This is a genomic window from SAR202 cluster bacterium (genome assembly GCA_016872355.1).
Classification (GTDB): Bacteria; Chloroflexota; Dehalococcoidia; order Lucifugimonadales; family VGZY01; genus VGZY01.
The window spans coordinates 1-16,190 of record VGZY01000026.1; the positions used below are offsets into that span (position 1 = coordinate 1).

A 16,190-nucleotide genomic window follows, 5' to 3' on the forward strand; every position below is an offset into this window, starting at 1 on the left:
CAGGCGCCCGCGGCCGCTGCCGCGGCACGGCCGGCGGCACAGCCCGCAGCCCCGGAGGCGCCCGCCCCCACAGGCGGGACAACCGGCAAAACAACCCAACGCCCAGGCTCCTCTACCGGCCAGACTGCCCCTGCTGCTCCAGCGCCCGTGAAATACGTTGCAAAGAAGACCGCTCCCGGAAGCTATCCTAACTACGACTACTCCGGCCCAAGGCCGACAAGCTTCAAGGAATCGCCAATGTCCGCCGCGCTCGTCAAAGCCGGCAAACTGCCTCCCCTTGAGCAGCGCCTGCCGGTTCCGGAGGATATTTACATCATCCCGCCGACAGACGAGATAGGCGTATACGGCGGCACCATGCGCATGACCCTGGGCAGCTTGAAGCCGCTCGACCACATGACGACTATCAGCGGCATGAACGCCAAGCCCGACGGCGTCACAGAGCCCCGTCTCTTCAAGAGCTTTGAGATTAGCCCGGACGGTCGCGTCCACACCTTCAAGATCCGCCGGGGCGTCCGCTGGTCGGACGGCTATCCCTTCACAATGGAGAACATCAGGTTCGCACTGGAAGACCTGCAGTTCAACAAGGAGCTCGTCCCCACAACGCCGGACGACCTCCGCTCGCCACTTACCGGCAAGGACCCCAAGTTTACTGTTGTGGACGCAAACACCTTCACGCTCGCTTGGGACGATCCCTACTTCAGCTTCGAGGAGACCCGCTTCGGCTGGTCCTGGACGATGCATCGAGGGTGCCCGAGCTGCGCTTACGCACCTGCCCATATCCTGAAGCGCTACCACCCGAAGTACAACGCGGCGGAGATACCCGCTTTGCTTGAGAAGTGGAAGCAGCCGGACTGGATCAGGATGTTCACCGCCGTGCGTAACATCCGCGGCCAGGCATTCGGCATTCCCACGGGCACAATCCCCAACGTTGCCGACCCCAACTATATATTCAAAGGCGACCTGTATCACCCGACCGTCGGTGAGCTCGTTACAACTTTCATCGCGACTAACGAGCGCCGTGCAGAGCGCAACCACTTCTTCTGGGGCGTCGACCCTGAAGGCAACCAGTTGCCCTACATCGACGGCCAGGTCAACTACGCGCTCGGCAACCGCGACGCGGCCATCTTCCGCGCCATGAACGGCGAGAACGACTATCTTGGCCAGGACATGATTCTATCCGAGCTGCCCCTTTACCTTGCCAACATGGAGAAGGGCGACTACAGCGTCTACATCTTCCGGTCCCCCGGCGGCGGAGACGCAAACATCGCCATCAACCAGGAGCACACGATCAATGCCGAGCTAGGCAAGCTGCTGAGGACGAAGGAGTTCCGCATTGCCCTGTCGCTGGCATGGGACAGGGAGGGGACCAACGACACGGCTGCAGGCGGCATCGGCACACCTCAGAACTGGGTCCCCCATCCGGACACGGCCTACTATCCCGGCGACCAGTTCCGCACGCTCGATGCCACGTTTGACCTTGCTAGGGCCAAGCAGCTCATCAAGGGCATTGGATACGAGGACAAGGACGGAGACGGCTTCCTGGACAAGAGAGAAGGGACTGGCCCCCTGACCATGTACCTCGAGGCCAGCGGCAGCGGCATCCACTGGCCCTACGTCGAGCTGGCCCAGAAGTACTGGGCCGCCATAGGCATCAAGCTCGATATCAAAGACGGCTCCACGGTCGGCGCGCAGGCTGCGCAGTCCAACCCGACTCAGTATTTCAACCTGCACACCTCTCTCTACGAGATGAACCCGTGGTCGGTGTACTGGAACCGGCAGGCGCCTCTGACGTACCCGAACCCGATCAGCCCGGACGCGGGCAAATACTTCCAGACCTTCGGTAAGGAGGGCCTTGCCCCCACCGGCGGCGATGCGAAGTACGCGGACGCCAAGAACAGGATCGCTCCGGCGTCCACTTACGCCCCGGACATCAACGGCAGCCTGAAGAAGATGCAGGACATCTGGAACGACGGCAAGAAGTACGCCCGCCTGTCGCCCCAGCGCATCGACATCGGCAAGGATTTCCACCAGATCGCCGCGCTAGAGAAGTTCAACATCGGCACAATCGCTTATGCCGGCATAGACCGCGGCATACAGATGAAGCGCAACAACCTGCGCAACGTGCCCAAGAACCACGTCACCACCGAGTCCGGCGGCATCCTCGGCGTCTACTACTTCGAGAACGGCATCGACAACATGAACCACACCGGCAATCGCTCCAAGCGCTACAAGAGCATCAGCTTCCTGGACCCGGCGTACTGGGACTAGGGACTTGACCGGCGATTAGGCTCAGTCCAGGGGACCCGGAGTTATTCCGGGTCCCCTTCGCTTTACAGCTAAAGTGTTGATATTGGGCGCTGAACACCCCAAAATAGCCTCGCAGTCAACGGAGAATGTCAGGAGCACGAATGCAGTACCGCACTTTGGGGCGTAGTGGGATAAAGGTATCGCTGCTTGGGCTCGGGACCGGCGGGGAGCGCCGGCTCGGCCAGACGGAAGGACTCTCGCAGGAGCAGCAAACGGCCTTCGTCCGAAAATCGCTCGATCTCGGAATCAACTTCTTCGACACATCTGAGGGCTACGGCCAGAGTGAGGCCATCCTGGGCGAGGCGCTGAAGGGCGTCCCACGTTCGTCCTACGTGCTCGCCACCAAGTGGCAGCACGACGGCAGGCAAGGCGCCGACCCACTCATGACGCGCGGCGCCCAGGGCATGGTGGACTCGCTTGAAACGAGCCTGAAACGACTTCGGACGGACCATGTGGAAGTCCTCATGTTCCACGGCATCCACCCGGGCACATACAACACGATCTTCGAGCGGTTCCTCCCCACGATGCTTCGCCTCAAGGAGCAGGGCAAGGTCCGGCTCACCGGGTTCAGCGAGCGCTTCCCTGAAGACCCGGCGCATACTGCCGCCGCCATGGGCGTGAAGCAGCACCCGGCGCAATGAAATGTCATCGAGCTGAAGTACGGCATCCTCAATCAGACCGCCGTCGATGAGGTGCTGCCGCTGGCCGTAAAGCACGGCATCGGCATCGTCAATATGGCCGCCGTGCGCGTGAAGCTCCCCTCGCCGGCCGAGCTGGAGAAGCTCATCGCCGAGTGGAAGGCGAAGGTTTACATATCCGTAGGCAGCGTGCCGGACAAGGACCCGCTCGGCTGGCTGGTGAAAGGCGACGTGGACTCCGTCGTCAGCGCCGGATACAAGTTTGCCGCAGACCATCCCGCCATCTCCACCGTCCTCACCGGCACATCCAACCCAGCCCATCTCGAGGCGAACGCGAAGGCCCTCGAGCATACTACCCAGCCACCCGGGTACAAGCAGCGGCTCATCCGCCTCTTCGGCAAAATAAACGAATACGCCTGATGGCGATTTATGACAGGGCTTGTCTAATATTGACAAATCCTGTTATCCGGCGCAAACTCAAGCATAGGAGGTCTGAATATGAACGTCTCACTCACTCCCGAGCTCGAGAAATATGTACGCGATAAGGTCGACTCCGGCAGCTACATCACCTCCAGCGAGGTAGTCCGCGAAGCCTTGCGCCTCCTGCAGGAGCGCGACCGCATCTACGAGTCCCGCCTGGCAGAGCTGCGCAGGGAGATAAAGAAGGGACTCAGCAGTCCGGACGCCGGCGAACTGGATTTCGAAGCTGTCAAGCGAGAAGGCCTCAAGAGACTTTCGGAGAACCGCGGTTAACGATGGGAGTATTACGCAAGCGGGCACAAGCCTATGAAGACCTGCTCGAGATCTGGGCATGCATAGCCCGGGACAGTCTCGAAGCAGCGGACGGCCTCATTGACTCCCTGGAGGCCCTTTGTCGACTGCTTGCCGATAACCCAGGTATGGGAAGGCCCCGCCCGGACCTTACGCCCGACCTTCGGAGCGCCACCAAGGGTCGTTACGCCATCTTCTATATGCCCATTCAAAACGGCGTCGAGGTCATCAGAGTCCTCAATCTGTCGCGCTGGATAGATGCCGGCACCTTCGAAGGTTCAATCTGAAAGCGAGTCCAATGGGCCGATGAAAATCACTAGCGTCAAGGCCGTTTACCCCAAGTGGCGGGGCATCCCCAAAGGGCCATGGCAGTACCATTTCTGGCAGATACTCGTCCGCGTTGAAACGGACACCGGCCACACCGGCTACGGCTACGGCGGCGGCGGCCTCCCCGGCGTCGAGATCGTCAACAGCCACATTCGCGAGCTTGTGGATGGCGCCAGGCTGGACACCGTCGAGGACATCAAGGCTATCTGGGACAAGATGTACTTCGGCACCCTGCCCTACGGCCGCGGCGGCATACCCATGATGGCCCTCTCCGGCGTAGACCTCGCCCTCTGGGACGCCCTGGGCGTGGCGCGCGGCAAGCCCGTCTACGACCTCCTCGGCGGCGCGCGAAAGAACAAAGTCCGCGCCTACGCCAACACCGAGAACTACCCCCAGGCCCGCGACCTCGGCTACAACGCCATCAAGTTCAAGTGCGGCAAGACGCGCTCGGACCGCGACTACGACATCACCCTGAAGGCGGCGAAAGAAGCCCACGCCGCCATAGGCCCCTCCGGCACACTCATGACGGACTGCTACCTCTCCTGGGACGCCGCAAACGAGAAGCTCGCAAACCCGCTGATAGGGTCGGTCTGCGTAAACCGGCCAATCTCAGGGTCGTAGTACCGGTTGATCATGTAGTACAGGACCTTGCCGTTCACCACGTCCCTGTAAGCCGCCTTGTACCGGTAAGGGTTGTACTTCGAGCTGGCCGGCTCCTCGACTACCTCGCCAAACGGCTTGCTGAGGTACCAGTCCACGTTGCCTGACGCGTCGATTATACCAATGATGTTGCCCGATGCGTCCGGCAGGTGGTAGAACACCCCGTCCGGCCCGGAGATAGAGAGTAGCCCTCCGCCGGGAGAGCGGACATAGGGGCGCCTCCCCCTACTGCCGTGCCCGACCGATCTGCTCCGCATACCACTGCCTGCCGTACACCTCTTTCTTGTTGAACATGCGCCCCTTCTTCGGCGTCAACGTCAGGCTTCGGTCCAGGAGGGGGAATTTCACGGCGGTCATTCCCCGCCGCTCCGACTCTCTCAAGCCGATGGCTATCTCGAGCACCTTGCGGCCGTTGTCGCCGCTGGCGCGCGGCTCAATGCCCTGGTCCACCGAGTCGACGACCGATTGGACGGTATCCATGACACGGCTGCCTAGCTGCATCCACCCATGCTTATCGTACTGGTCCCGACCCATCGCAGGGTCGGAGAATAGCCCCTTCGCTTCCTCAAGGTCCGCAGGAACAACCCTGGCCGCGTTTGCTCCGCCCCTCGCCTTCCAGAGCCGGAAGCTCCGGCAGTCGGTGGCGAAAACCCCTCGGCTGCATAGCACTTCGATTTCGTACTGGGGCGCCTCCTTGTAGTGGATGTGCCCTTCGACTCCGTTGGCGAACCGGACAACTCCGGCCATGCCCTGATCGTCGTCGCTGAAAGCATCGAGGACCTGTTTCGTCTCCTCCGAGTCCTCGGCGGCCGCTCCCGTTACCCAACCGAAAATCCAGTCCACATCGGCGTCCTGGGCGAACATTCGCATGATGCTCAGAGGCTGGCAGCCCGTCCCAGAAATCTGGTCCGAGTGGTGATATACATTGATGATCTGGACATCTCCCAGTTCACCGGCGTCAATCAGGCGGCGGGCCTCCCAGAACTGGGACTGGTTTCGGAACATGTCCCCCGCGGCCAGGGGAATCCCGCGGTCCCTGCACATCTCCACCATCCGGTCCGCCAGCGCCAGGCTCGACGCCATCGGCTTCTCGCAGAGGATAGCCTTCACGCCGACTTCCGCGCAGCCGATGACCACTTCGGGGTTCACGCTCGTCGGCAATATCGTCGAGGCGATATCGATCTTTTCCTTCGCGAGCATCTCCCGGTAGCTCGAATAACCCGGAACGTTAAACCTCTTGCAGAAAAGCTCCAGGTTCTCCGGGTCCGTATCAGCCGCAGCGACGATCTGCGTCCTGGGATGAAGATCGAAAGCCCGCGCTTGCTGGGTCCCCTTCCTCCCGCACCCTATGGCCCCGACTCGGTACCTGGCGTCGGCTGTCTTGACCAATCCGTGCCTCCCGCAGGAATGTCCGCCCCGTCCGCCATTGCTAACCGCCGCGATTATACCAATTACGGCACGCTGTGTGGCCGCCCCTCTCTTGACACGGACAATCCGCAGTGGTATCTGTTCATCTTGTACCGATATTCGCTGGATATCGCCGCACTCCGGGGATATCCGGCACATGAAAGGCAACAAACTATGGCGGATGCCGGACTGGCCCTCTACGCCCACCTCATGCGACGCGCAGGCTTCGGCTATCGCATCGGCGACCTTGAAAAGATGGCGGAGAAGGGCTACGAGCAGTGCGTCGAGGACCTCCTCCACCCGGAGCGCTTCCCGGACATCGAGGTGGACCTCCTGGAGCGGTACTACGGCACCGGCAACCTCGGCTGGTCGTACCAGTGGTGGCACCGCATGATCAACTCCCCGCGCCATCTCCACGAGAAGATGACCCTCTTCTGGCACCACCTGTTCGCCACCGGCGACTCCAAGGCCAGCCACACCCCGTCCGCGCACGGCCAGATAGACACCTTCCGCCGCGTCGCGCTGTCCGACTTCCGGACGCTGCTGACCGAGCTCTCGAAGGACCCTGCGATGATATTCTGGCTGGACAATAACGAGAACCTCAAGGAAGAGCCGAACGAGAACTACGGCAGAGAGCTCCTGGAGCTCTTCTCAATGGGCGTCGGCAACTACACAGAGCAGGACGTCAAGGCCGCCGCGCAGGCGTTCACCGGCTGGACTCTCGCGACGCCTATCCCCGGCGCGGGCAGCCGCTACGGCGGCTACCCGTCCCGCTTCGTCTACCGCGACGAGGAGCACAACTACGGCGTCAAGACGTTCCTCGGCGAGACCGGCCGCTTCAACGGCGAGGACATCATCGATATCGTCTGCCGCCAGCCCGCCACATCGCGGTTCCTGGCCCGCCACCTGTACAGCTTCTTCGTGGAGGACGAGCCGCCCGTCTCCGCCTGGAACGAGATTCCCCCGAAGAACGTCCGGGCCATCGAGCAGCTCGCCGAGGTCTTCGCCGAGACGAACGGGGATATCAAGGCCGTCCTGAGGACGATCTTCAACTCGGAGTGGTTCAAGCAGGCGGAGTTCAAGCGCGTCAAGAGCCCGGTCGAGCTCGTCACCGGCGTCCTGAAGCTCGTCGGCACCTACCGCGGGCCGGACCCCGACTTCGCGGACTACTTCGGCCAGGCCGGCCACATGGGCCAGAGTCTTCTGAACCCGCTCACCGTCGAGGGATGGCCCAACGGCACCGGCTGGATCGACGGCGGCACGCTGAACATGCGCGTCAACTTCGCCGTGAACGAGGTCTCGGACGCCTCCAAGCCCGGCATCCAGCAGATGATCGCGCGACTGGAGGCAGAAAGCCCAGTCCAGCCGGACGACTTCGTTTCGCGCTGCATCGAGTATGTCGGCCCCGCGCCCATCCGCGGCGAGACCCGCCTAGGCCTCTTGAACGCCGCCATGCGCGACGGCCCCCTGGACTTCAAAGACGAGTCAAAGCGCAAATTCAACGAGGCCCTCGTCTCCCGCATGGTCCAGCTAGTCGTCTCAACAAGGGAATACCAGCTCTGCTGAATAGTGAATTGGGAATAGTGAATAGTGAATTGAACAGCCGGCTCGCCCCGGTTTGACAACGCGCTATCTGCTATTCTCCTAATTCACTATTCACTATTCTAAATTCACTATTCGTTCCGGAGGAACAGATGTCCCGCCCATACGCCCTGCTTCGCGCCGGTTACCCTTACTTCAGGACCATCGGCGAGTTCATGCGCATGCACTTCCCGGCGGACGTCGCCATCCACAAGGACGGCCGCGTCTTCTCGTTCCAGACGGGCAGCCGCTACTCCAAGGGCAAGTCCGGCTCCATCATGGTCACAGACATCGAGGACAAGAACTACGGCAGCTTCGCGTGGCGCTCGGACGGCACGCCTCTCCCCCACTCCTGGTTCCTCTGGCCCTGCCAGATGGTCTTCGACCTCAAGCAAGAGGTCCTCTTCTGCACGGACCAGGCAGACCCGCGCATCCAGTTGTTCCGCATAGACGATCACTACCCAGAGTACCTGGGCCGCTGGGGCGAGGGCGGCAGCGCCCCCGGCCAGATGAAGAGCCCCGCCGGCATCGCCTGCGACATGGATAACAACATCTGGATCGTCGATGCCGGCAACCACCGCGTCCAGAAGTTCACACGCGACGGCAAGTTCCTCATGCAGTTCGGCGGATTCGGCACAGCCGAGGGCCAGTTCGACACCCCCTGGGGCATATACGTAGACGAGCTGGGCCAGGTGTACGTATCCGATTGGCGCAACGACCGCGTACAGGTCTTCAATATGGACGGCAGATTCCAGTGGCAGCTCGGCCGCCCCGGCGCCGGGAACGGCGAGATCAAGCGCCCCGCGGGCATACATGTGGACACCGACGGCGATATATACGTAGCCGACTGGGGCAACAACCGCGTACAGCTCTTCACCCCGGACGGCCGCTACGTACAACAATTCCACGGAGACGCCACCCTCTCAAAGTCCCAGGTCGCCAGGATGTACCAGCGCTCGGGCAAGCAGAAGAGGATGAGGGAGGATGCGGACCTGGAGCAGGAGAAGTACTTCACGAGGCCGCGCTCGGTCCGCGTGGACCATCGCGGGTACATGTTCGTGCCGGACTACGAGCACTACCGCATCCAGATATACAAGAAAGAGGCTTACCCTCTGGATGAGTCGCAGATCCTCCCTCCGTTCAAGGTGCCGACGCTGAATGCGAATTGAAGGTACGGCCCCGATTCGAGGACTCATCGGGGTTCAGAGCAAGGCACAGGGTACGGGGTACGGTAACAGCCGGGTAAAGGGTAGGGAGAAGAGGTACAGGCGCGGCGGCTATTTTGAGAGGACTTTGCCGGTGGATGAGCGCTTGCCGTGGGTGGAAGGCGTTTTAAGGTTGTTCTTGTCGGAGACGATGTTTGCCGCCTCCGTTCCGGCCGAGCCGAGGCGCAGGAGAGTGCCGAGGGCGATGTAGGCAATATCCGCGGCCTCTTTGCAGGCGTCCGGGATGTCCGCGCGGTTAAGGGCGCGTGCGTGCTCGCCCGTCTCCTCCGCCAGCAGCGCCAGCCTCTGCCGCAGCGCCTCCAGCGTGCCGTCCACGTCCGCCGTGTCCACCGATGGGATTTCGAACCTCTCGTGAAAGCGGTAAACGCTCTCGGCCATCCTGTTCATCGCGGCAAGGTACGGCTGCATCTCATCGGTCATGTGCTTTGACTGCCTCTTCGGGTTTGGGAGCGCCGTCCGGAGTCTCTTTCCAATCGACTGACGGCAGCTCCTCGATATCATCCACCACAAGCTCGCCCTTGTGAAGCCCCTTTTTCATGAGCGCAAACTCCGCGTTCAGCTCCGCACCCACAAGCAGGATTATGCTGCTGTAGTACGCCCAAAGCATGAGCGCTATGACGGGCGCCAGCGAGCCGTAGACATTCTCGAAGTTGGCGAACTGCTGGATGTATGTCAGGAAAACCGCCTTGCCGATCTCGAAAAGCACCGCCCCAAGGATGGCCCCGGGCCACACGTACTTCCAATACGTCTTTGTGTTGGGAAGGAACTTGTAGACCATCAGGAAGATCATAAGGGTCAACACAAAGGACGATACCTGCAGGGCGATTCTCAGCCCGCCGGCGAGCAGGAACTCCGGCACGTCCGCGTTGGCCTCCGCGAGCTCGGCCGCGATCCGAACGAAGCTGGCGGCGGCGATGGACGCTATGAAGAGCAGCGCAATGCACAGCGCCATGAAAAGCTGCCGGGGCTTGGCCTTGTAAAATGGTCTGTCCTTATGAATATCCCAGGCCCGGTTGATGGCCCGGTTGATGGCGCCGAAAACCGCGCTCCCCGTCCACATCAGGCCCAGGATGGCGAATATGCCCAGGGCGCCCCGAAGCCCTTGCACAGCCTCCAGGTTGTCTTCCAGGAACGCCCCGGAGCCCGGGAGGTTCTCTCTGATGAAGTCCAGGAACGAGCGCTGCGCCTCTTCTGACTCCAGGAAGAACGACATCAGCGCGGTGAGCCCCAGCAGCAGCGGGAAGATGGAGAACATCACATAGTAGCCGATGCCCGCCGCGAAGTGCGTTACGTCGTCTGCCTGGATCTCCTTGATCGTTCTCCAGACCAGCACTGCGAGAAAGTTGCGCTCCAGCCTGCGCCGAACGGCCTTGACCCTCCGCCTTAGCCCGGTGCTGGAATAGAGATTATCGAGCCTTTCTTTGACGACGCCGACCATCGCGGACACTCCTCACTGGCCCCTGCCACACCCGCGCCACCACCGGTTCCGCAGACGGGCGGAACAGGATACAATCAACGCGCCCAGGAAGGGCGCAGCCACAACCCCATGTTTCGAGCGTAGCACACGTCGAAGCCATGGGCCAACCACGCAATGCGCCGATTCGCCGGTGAGTTTTGCCAATGCGTCATTCTATTACGGAGTAGAGCCCTCGAATGGTCCAACACTACCTGATTTGCACCCGCTGCACCAACCAGATGGCATCGGGCATGAACGCCGTCGGCTGCGACCGCTGCGGCGGCCCCCTGGACGTTGGGTATGTGCCGGACGGCTCCAGCACGTACTACGACAAGCGGCGCGGGATGCACGTGCCTCTCCCCATCTCCGGCATAGAGTCGCTGCAGGCAGTGTCCATGGGCGAGGGCAACACACCCACGGTTCAGCTCACCGCGGTGGGTGGCATGCTCGGCGCGCGCGAAATTCGCGCGAAGCTCGAGTACCTGGGTCCGACCGGCTCCTTCAAGGACCGCGGGACCGTGATCATGATGGCGATGGCGTTGGAGGCGGGGGTCAAGGAGGTAGTGGAGGACTCGTCGGGTAACGCCGGAGCTTCTGTTTCCGCGTACGCAGCCAGGGTGGGCATCAAGGCGCATATCTTTGCGCCGGCCACGGCGCCGGCCGCGAAGCTCCGCCAGATAAAGGCCTACGGCGCAACGGTGCACTCGATCGAGGGGCCGCGCGAGGCCGCCACGGCGGCGGCAGTGGCGTTCTACAAGGAGCGCGGGATGGTCTACACCTCGCACGTCCTAAGCCCGTACTTCGCAGAGGGCACGAAGGTGTTCGCGTACGAGACCGCCGAGCAGATGCGAGACAGCATTCCTGCGCACATTGTCTTCCCCGTTGGAAACGGCTCGCTGATCATCGGCGCGTGGAAGGGCTTTACGGAGCTGCAGCGGGCGGGACGCATCGCGAGGATGCCGAAACTGCACTGCGTGCAGGCCCGAGGCGTCATGCCGATCGTTACTGCGGCGACGGGAAAGCAGCGGCCGGCCGGCGTGTCCGGCACGGTGGCGGGCGGCATCGCGGTCGGCGCCCCGGCGCGCAAGGAGCAGGTCGTGAGCGTGGTGAAGGCGTCGCAGGGCTCAATCATCGCAGTCGACGATGCGGACACGCTCCGCTGGCAGAAGGCGCTTTGCGAGCGCGAGGGGATATTCGGCGAGCCCACCTCCGCCGCGGGGTTTGCGGGCCTTGAAGCGCTCATCAAGCGCGGCGACATCGGCCCTGCCGAGACCGTCCTCGTGCCGGTGACAGGCTTCGGCCTGAAGGACGCTATCGCGCCCGGCTAACCTTCTTCCAACGCCTCGGAGGTCCGAATATTGTTATCGGGGAACCTCTGATCAAAGGTGTAGACAGTCGGTGTCTCGCTAGCGCCGGCGGCGGCCCAGAGCAGAGCGTCTACATACGACACGCGCCGGGACGTGGAACACATCTGCAATGCAAAAACGACCGTCTTCTTATCACGGCCGTAGACGCGAATATTTTGCCGCAGCAGCAGTTGAGTGAGGTTCTCGACAGTCTCCGGTCGAGGGACACGGTAAGTGTCCTCAAGCACGAATGCAATTTCCGCTATAACAGCCTCCGTCAGGATAAGGTCCTTTCCGAGTTCAATGATCGACCTGGCGGCAGCCGCCATCGCCGGCGGGTCTCCAGTCAGGTACCGCACCACCACGCTCGTGTCGAGGAATCCGCTCAAGACGGCACTTCCTCCGTCCATCCGTCAACCCGTTCCCACGCGGCCGCTCGCCATGCCCTGTCGGCCGCGTCGTTAAACGACTCTTCGTCAGGTACCGACGTCCGCACGTACCTTGACAGGGTTCCTGCAAGTGAGCGATTGTGCTCCGGCGGAACGAAGTGTATCTCCAGATGGTTGTCGACAGCCCGTTGCACCGTGTCCCACCCCGCTTCAACCCCGAGCTTATCGCGAAGTTCTTTCTGGATAACTACCTGGCCCTTTAGTCCTACTTTATGTCCCATCGTGACTCTCTCAGAAAAGTATTACGGACTAAAACAAGTATAACTCTTACGCTCGTTACAAACAAATAAGCCTACCTGCGTTATCTAACAGAAGTTCATTTGCCGACCGCCCGGAACGCCGTCTGGAACCCCGGAAGCGCACCTTGCAGGGTGCGGTCGTCGGTGCAATAGGCGATGCGGAAGTAGCCGGGCATGCCGAAGCCGCGGCCTGGCACGACGAGCACGCGCTGCTTGCGAAGCTCGTCCACGAAGGCAACGTCGTCGGCGATGGGCGACTTCGGGAATATGTAGAACGCCCCGCCGGGCCGGACGATGGAGTAGCCGATCTCAGTGAGGCTCTTGAAAAGGAAGTCGCGCTTCCTCTCGTACTGGCCAACGTCCACGGTCACATCCTGGAGCCTCTTTACGATGTGCTGCATCAGCGCCGGCGCGTTCACAAATCCCAGCGTGCGGTTACTGAAGACGAGCCCGCCCATCAGCTCCGCTAGATCGGAGCATCCGGGATTGACCGCGATGAAGCCGATGCGCTCCCCGGGCAGCGCCAGGTCCTTGGAGTGGGAGGTGGCGACGATGGAGCGGGCATGGTGCGGGAACACCTGCGGGTATGTCTTCCCATCGAAGATGATCTTGCGGTACGGCTCGTCGCTCAGAAGGTAGATTTCAGTCCCGTACTCCTTCTCTTTTCTCCTGACCACCGCACCCATCGCTGCCAGCGTCTCCGCGGGGTAGACGACGCCGGTCGGATTGTTGGGCGAGCTGGTGAGCACGATCCGCGTGCGCGGGCCGATGGCCGTCTCAAGCGCGGCCATGTCCGGCAGGAACCGGTCGTCGCACGGGACTACCTTGCACGTAGCGCCGTGGTTGTCCGCATAGAACATGTACTCCACAAAGTACGGCGCGAATATTACAACCTCGTCGCCGGGGTCCAAAAGAGTCCGCATGACGACGTTGATCGCGCCGCCGGCCCCAACTGTCATCACAATATGCTCTGCGGTGAAGGGCATGCCCGTCTCACACGAGAGCTGCGCCGCCACGGCGGCGCGCGTGTCCTGGTAGCCTGCGTTGGGCATGTACCGGTGCAGGCCCGCGATGTCGCTGTCCGCGATGCGTTTCAGCTCGGCGGCAAACTGTGGCGGCGGCTCCATGATGGGGTTGCCGAGAGAAAGGTCGTAGACGTTCTCAGCGCCGTACTTCTGCTTCAGCACGATCCCTTCCTCGAACATCTTTCGAATCCAGGAGCCCTGCTGCATAAAGGATCGAATCTTCTTGGATACGGGCATGGTGCTTCTCTCTATGAGTGATGGTAGAGGCGAGGGGCATTAAACTATCCCGCCGCCGGTCTGTCAACGACGAAGAGTGATTTGGAACCCAGGTGAAAATGTATGGTCGTGTTTGCCCTTTTGTGATAGGATTCCTTGGTGCCTTCCGCAGACGCAAGTTTCTCCCCGGGCCTGTAGCTCAGTGGTAGAGCGGTCGGCTCATAACCGATTGGTCGCAGGATCGATCCCTGCCGGGCCCACCATTTCTATCTCTTCCCACATTTAGCGGCTGTGATTCCAATTCTTCTCGTTCCAATATCCCATAATAGACCTGTGCCCGTGAAACCCCAGGAAACGCAAAACGTCTCACTTCAGACGTGGGTATCGGTGCAGCTTATCCTGATAGCTGTGCGGTACGGTGCGTGAACCGCGCCCAGTAACTCCCGGCCTGTGCGAGAGCTGCGAGATGGCGCGCGCCATTCGCAGCGGCAAAGGCTCGGTGTTCTGGCTGTGCGGCAGACACGAAAGCGATCCCGGGTTTCCGAAGTACCCCAGGCTTCCCGTTGTCAGGTGCGAGGGTTATGCACCAGGGCTGGCAAACGGCGGCGACCGCCGCTGAATTGCCAGCCATTTGTGCTTTGTGGCGGAAACCCCAGCGGGCAGAATCCCGGAATAAACAGAGAGGCCCCCGACGCTCAGCATCGCCGGAGGCCACTCAAGGAGGAGTCGTCGCCAACCTGAGGAAGCTCCGCGGGAGGGGGTTCCTTCAATTTGGCTCTGACGCGCTTATCCTACCACATGGAGTGGTTGGAATCAATAAAATCCCCATAGATTGTTGCCGCCGGGAGCCATATCGAATTGGCCCGCCGAGACTGGATGTCCAACTGTATGAGCCACTGGACATTTGACTGATTCCGCGCAAGTTGTGACAATGAGAATAGCTTCGTGAAAGGCGACAACCCCTTGCGAATCTCCCTCCGATTCTCACTCTTCGCCGCAATTGCCCTGGCCGTGACCACTGCCTGCAACAACGGCGGCACAGACCCCACGCCTACCGCCACGATCCCCACTGCAACAGCATCTGCCGCGGCCCCTACCACTCCGGCAGGCCAGGCCCTGACGGTATTCGCGGCCGGGACGGACTACGCCGTGGGACCCAACCGCTTCGCGTTCGCCGCCATCGACGCCCAAGGCGACCCTATTCGCACGCCCCAGGCGTCAGCGACTTTTGTGTTCCTGGACACGGAGCCCATCCAGGCGCGCGCGCAGGCGGTCGCCGAGTTCGTCTCGTGGCCGGCGGGAACGTCGGGAGTATACGTTACCCAAGTCAACCTCGACGCGGCCGGGCGATGGGGAATCATCATTACCGTAAAAGACGCGTCGAACGCCACGCTTGAAGGCACGGCCGGCTTCGAGGTCAAGGCCGAAAGCCCCACACCCTCAGTAGGCGAGAGGCCACCGGCGAGCGTGAACAAGACGGCCCGAAGCGTCAGCGACCTGACAAAGATCAGCACTTCTATCTCGCCCGACGCCGACCTGTACCAGATGACCATCGCTGAGGCGATGGAGTCCGGAAAGCCCACAATTGTGACCTTCGCCACCCCTGCGTATTGCACGTCAGCCACGTGCGGTCCTCAGGTGGATATTGTTTCCGAGGTTAAGGACGACTTCAAAGGCCGCGTGAACTTCATCCACGTCGAGGTCTATGACAATCCGGACGAAATCCAGGGCGACCTCAAAAAGGCCGTTCTTTCACCCGTTCTGAGGGAGTGGGGGCTGCCGTCAGAGCCCTACACTTTCATTCTGGACGAGGCCGGGCTCGTGGCAGCAAAGTACGAGGGATTCGTGACGAAAGGTGAGATGAAGGAAGGACTCAATGAGTTACTTGGCAACTAGCGCACGGCGGGAACGGGTTTTCTGGACAACAGCATTAGCGGCGGTACTGGTCGCTGTCCTGGTGCTGACGACCCGGCAGGCCGCCGCGCAGGCCGTCGAGGACCCCATCGAGATATTCCGCGAGACCAAGGGCGCATACGCCCTATCCATGACAATGCTCCCCAACCGGCCCACGGTTGGCATAGTCCACTTCAACATCCTGCCCACCGCCGGCGACGGCGTGACCCCGGTTACAGACGCCGAAATCCTCGTCGTCGCGAACAATCCGCAGGGCAAGGCAGAGTACCAGGTCCGGGCGCTCAACGACCCCGCGGACCGGAGCCGCTACGCCGCGAACATGATGATCGAGCATGAAGGGCTCTGGACGTTTGACGTGGAGATCAAGTCGGGCTCTCTAGGCGAAGAGAAGTTCACGGCGCCGCTTGAGATCGGCGAGCTGCCGATCGACCCGGGATGGGAGGGCGGCCTCATCCTGGCGCTCATCCTCATTGGCTTCGCCGGCGGCATTACTTACCTTGTATTGAGCTCGCGCAAGGCCCTGCGGGAGCGGGAAGCCTCAAGGCACGCGGCAGCGCAAAGCAGGGCTTGACTCCCGGCGAGATTGTGCACAAGATAGCCGGCAGTTGAGAGTCTGTACCTGAGGTAC

19 protein-coding genes and 1 tRNA gene are annotated in these 16,190 nt (G+C 61.6%); 13 read left to right on the forward strand and 7 right to left on the reverse strand.

Going from position 1 to position 16,190, the window contains the following annotated elements; translation table 11 throughout:
- The first annotated feature begins 147 nt into the window (after positions 1 to 147).
- The 6 genes from FJ319_07390 to FJ319_07415 all read left to right on the forward strand — a co-directional run bounded on the left by FJ319_07390 (position 148) and on the right by FJ319_07415 (position 4,664).
- Positions 148 to 2,268 (forward strand): hypothetical protein, encoded by a 2,121-nt coding sequence (locus FJ319_07390; GenBank protein MBM3934110.1) that lies wholly within the window; start codon positions 148 to 150, stop codon positions 2,266 to 2,268.
- 125 nt (positions 2,269 to 2,393) lie between these two features.
- Entirely contained in the window at positions 2,394 to 2,948 is a 555-nt protein-coding gene (locus FJ319_07395) for an aldo/keto reductase (protein MBM3934111.1), read from the forward strand.
- 6 nt (positions 2,949 to 2,954) lie between these two features.
- Positions 2,955 to 3,365: a hypothetical protein gene (locus FJ319_07400; protein ID MBM3934112.1), complete on the forward strand. Its 411-nt coding sequence runs from the start codon at positions 2,955 to 2,957 to the stop codon at positions 3,363 to 3,365.
- A 78-nt stretch (positions 3,366 to 3,443) separates the two neighbouring features.
- Positions 3,444 to 3,698 carry a type II toxin-antitoxin system ParD family antitoxin gene (locus FJ319_07405; GenBank protein MBM3934113.1) on the forward strand — a complete coding sequence of 85 codons (255 nt, stop codon included), beginning with the start codon at positions 3,444 to 3,446 and terminating at the stop codon, positions 3,696 to 3,698.
- 2 nt (positions 3,699 to 3,700) lie between these two features.
- Positions 3,701 to 4,003, forward strand: a complete 303-nt coding sequence (locus FJ319_07410) for a type II toxin-antitoxin system RelE/ParE family toxin (protein ID MBM3934114.1) — start codon at positions 3,701 to 3,703, stop codon at positions 4,001 to 4,003.
- Positions 3,975 to 4,664 (forward strand): hypothetical protein, encoded by a 690-nt coding sequence (locus FJ319_07415; protein ID MBM3934115.1) that lies wholly within the window; start codon positions 3,975 to 3,977, stop codon positions 4,662 to 4,664. Before FJ319_07410 ends, FJ319_07415 begins: the two co-directional genes overlap by 29 nt.
- On the opposite strand, the gene FJ319_07420 is transcribed toward FJ319_07415, so the two are convergent.
- Both FJ319_07420 and FJ319_07425 read right to left on the reverse strand, forming a co-directional pair.
- A complete protein-coding gene (locus FJ319_07420; protein ID MBM3934116.1) occupies positions 4,577 to 4,960 on the reverse strand; it encodes a hypothetical protein in 384 nt (127 codons plus the stop codon). The genes FJ319_07415 and FJ319_07420 overlap by 88 nt on opposite strands.
- Entirely contained in the window at positions 4,929 to 6,278 is a 1,350-nt protein-coding gene (locus FJ319_07425) for a Gfo/Idh/MocA family oxidoreductase (GenBank protein ID MBM3934117.1), read from the reverse strand. The genes FJ319_07420 and FJ319_07425 overlap by 32 nt, the downstream gene beginning before the upstream one ends.
- A 6-nt stretch (positions 6,279 to 6,284) precedes the next feature.
- Between FJ319_07425 and FJ319_07430 the strand changes: the two genes are divergently transcribed.
- Positions 6,285 to 7,676 (forward strand): DUF1800 domain-containing protein, encoded by a 1,392-nt coding sequence (locus tag FJ319_07430; protein MBM3934118.1) that lies wholly within the window; start codon positions 6,285 to 6,287, stop codon positions 7,674 to 7,676.
- Positions 7,677 to 7,804: 128 nt separating this feature from the next.
- Positions 7,805 to 8,860, forward strand: coding sequence for a 6-bladed beta-propeller (locus FJ319_07435; GenBank protein MBM3934119.1), 1,056 nt, complete (start codon positions 7,805 to 7,807; stop codon positions 8,858 to 8,860).
- A gap of 108 nt (positions 8,861 to 8,968) precedes the next feature.
- Here FJ319_07435 and FJ319_07440 read toward each other — a convergent pair whose 3' ends face one another.
- On the reverse strand, positions 8,969 to 9,418 hold the full coding sequence (locus FJ319_07440) for a hypothetical protein (GenBank protein ID MBM3934120.1): 450 nt from the start codon (positions 9,416 to 9,418) through the stop codon (positions 8,969 to 8,971).
- Positions 9,327 to 10,355, reverse strand: a complete 1,029-nt coding sequence (locus tag FJ319_07445) for a YihY/virulence factor BrkB family protein (GenBank protein MBM3934121.1) — start codon at positions 10,353 to 10,355, stop codon at positions 9,327 to 9,329. Before FJ319_07445 ends, FJ319_07440 begins: the two co-directional genes overlap by 92 nt.
- Before the next feature lie 215 nt (positions 10,356 to 10,570).
- Here FJ319_07445 and FJ319_07450 point away from each other — a divergent pair, with 215 nt between their 5' ends.
- Complete coding sequence (locus FJ319_07450; protein ID MBM3934122.1) at positions 10,571 to 11,701, forward strand: pyridoxal-phosphate dependent enzyme; 1,131 nt, start codon at positions 10,571 to 10,573, stop codon at positions 11,699 to 11,701.
- Here FJ319_07450 and FJ319_07455 read toward each other — a convergent pair.
- The 3 genes from FJ319_07455 to FJ319_07465 form a co-directional block, all read right to left on the reverse strand.
- On the reverse strand, positions 11,698 to 12,129 hold the full coding sequence (locus FJ319_07455; GenBank protein MBM3934123.1) for a type II toxin-antitoxin system VapC family toxin: 432 nt from the start codon (positions 12,127 to 12,129) through the stop codon (positions 11,698 to 11,700). The two genes, FJ319_07450 and FJ319_07455, sit on opposite strands and share 4 nt — an antisense overlap.
- A complete protein-coding gene (locus FJ319_07460) occupies positions 12,105 to 12,389 on the reverse strand; it encodes an AbrB/MazE/SpoVT family DNA-binding domain-containing protein (protein MBM3934124.1) in 285 nt (94 codons plus the stop codon). The genes FJ319_07455 and FJ319_07460 overlap by 25 nt, the downstream gene beginning before the upstream one ends.
- Positions 12,390 to 12,484: 95 nt before the next feature.
- Complete coding sequence (locus FJ319_07465) at positions 12,485 to 13,669, reverse strand: pyridoxal phosphate-dependent aminotransferase (protein ID MBM3934125.1); 1,185 nt, start codon at positions 13,667 to 13,669, stop codon at positions 12,485 to 12,487.
- A gap of 167 nt (positions 13,670 to 13,836) precedes the next feature.
- Here FJ319_07465 and FJ319_07470 point away from each other — a divergent pair.
- The 4 genes from FJ319_07470 to FJ319_07485 all read left to right on the forward strand — a co-directional run bounded on the left by FJ319_07470 (position 13,837) and on the right by FJ319_07485 (position 16,133).
- Positions 13,837 to 13,911: transfer RNA gene (locus tag FJ319_07470), tRNA-Met, on the forward strand.
- A 155-nt stretch (positions 13,912 to 14,066) separates the two neighbouring features.
- Positions 14,067 to 14,267, forward strand: coding sequence for a hypothetical protein (locus tag FJ319_07475; protein MBM3934126.1), 201 nt, complete (start codon positions 14,067 to 14,069; stop codon positions 14,265 to 14,267).
- A gap of 344 nt (positions 14,268 to 14,611) precedes the next feature.
- Positions 14,612 to 15,544: a thioredoxin family protein gene (locus tag FJ319_07480; GenBank protein ID MBM3934127.1), complete on the forward strand. Its 933-nt coding sequence runs from the start codon at positions 14,612 to 14,614 to the stop codon at positions 15,542 to 15,544.
- Positions 15,525 to 16,133, forward strand: a complete 609-nt coding sequence (locus FJ319_07485; GenBank protein MBM3934128.1) for a hypothetical protein — start codon at positions 15,525 to 15,527, stop codon at positions 16,131 to 16,133. Before FJ319_07480 ends, FJ319_07485 begins: the two co-directional genes overlap by 20 nt.
- Positions 16,134 to 16,190: the final 57 nt, after the last annotated feature.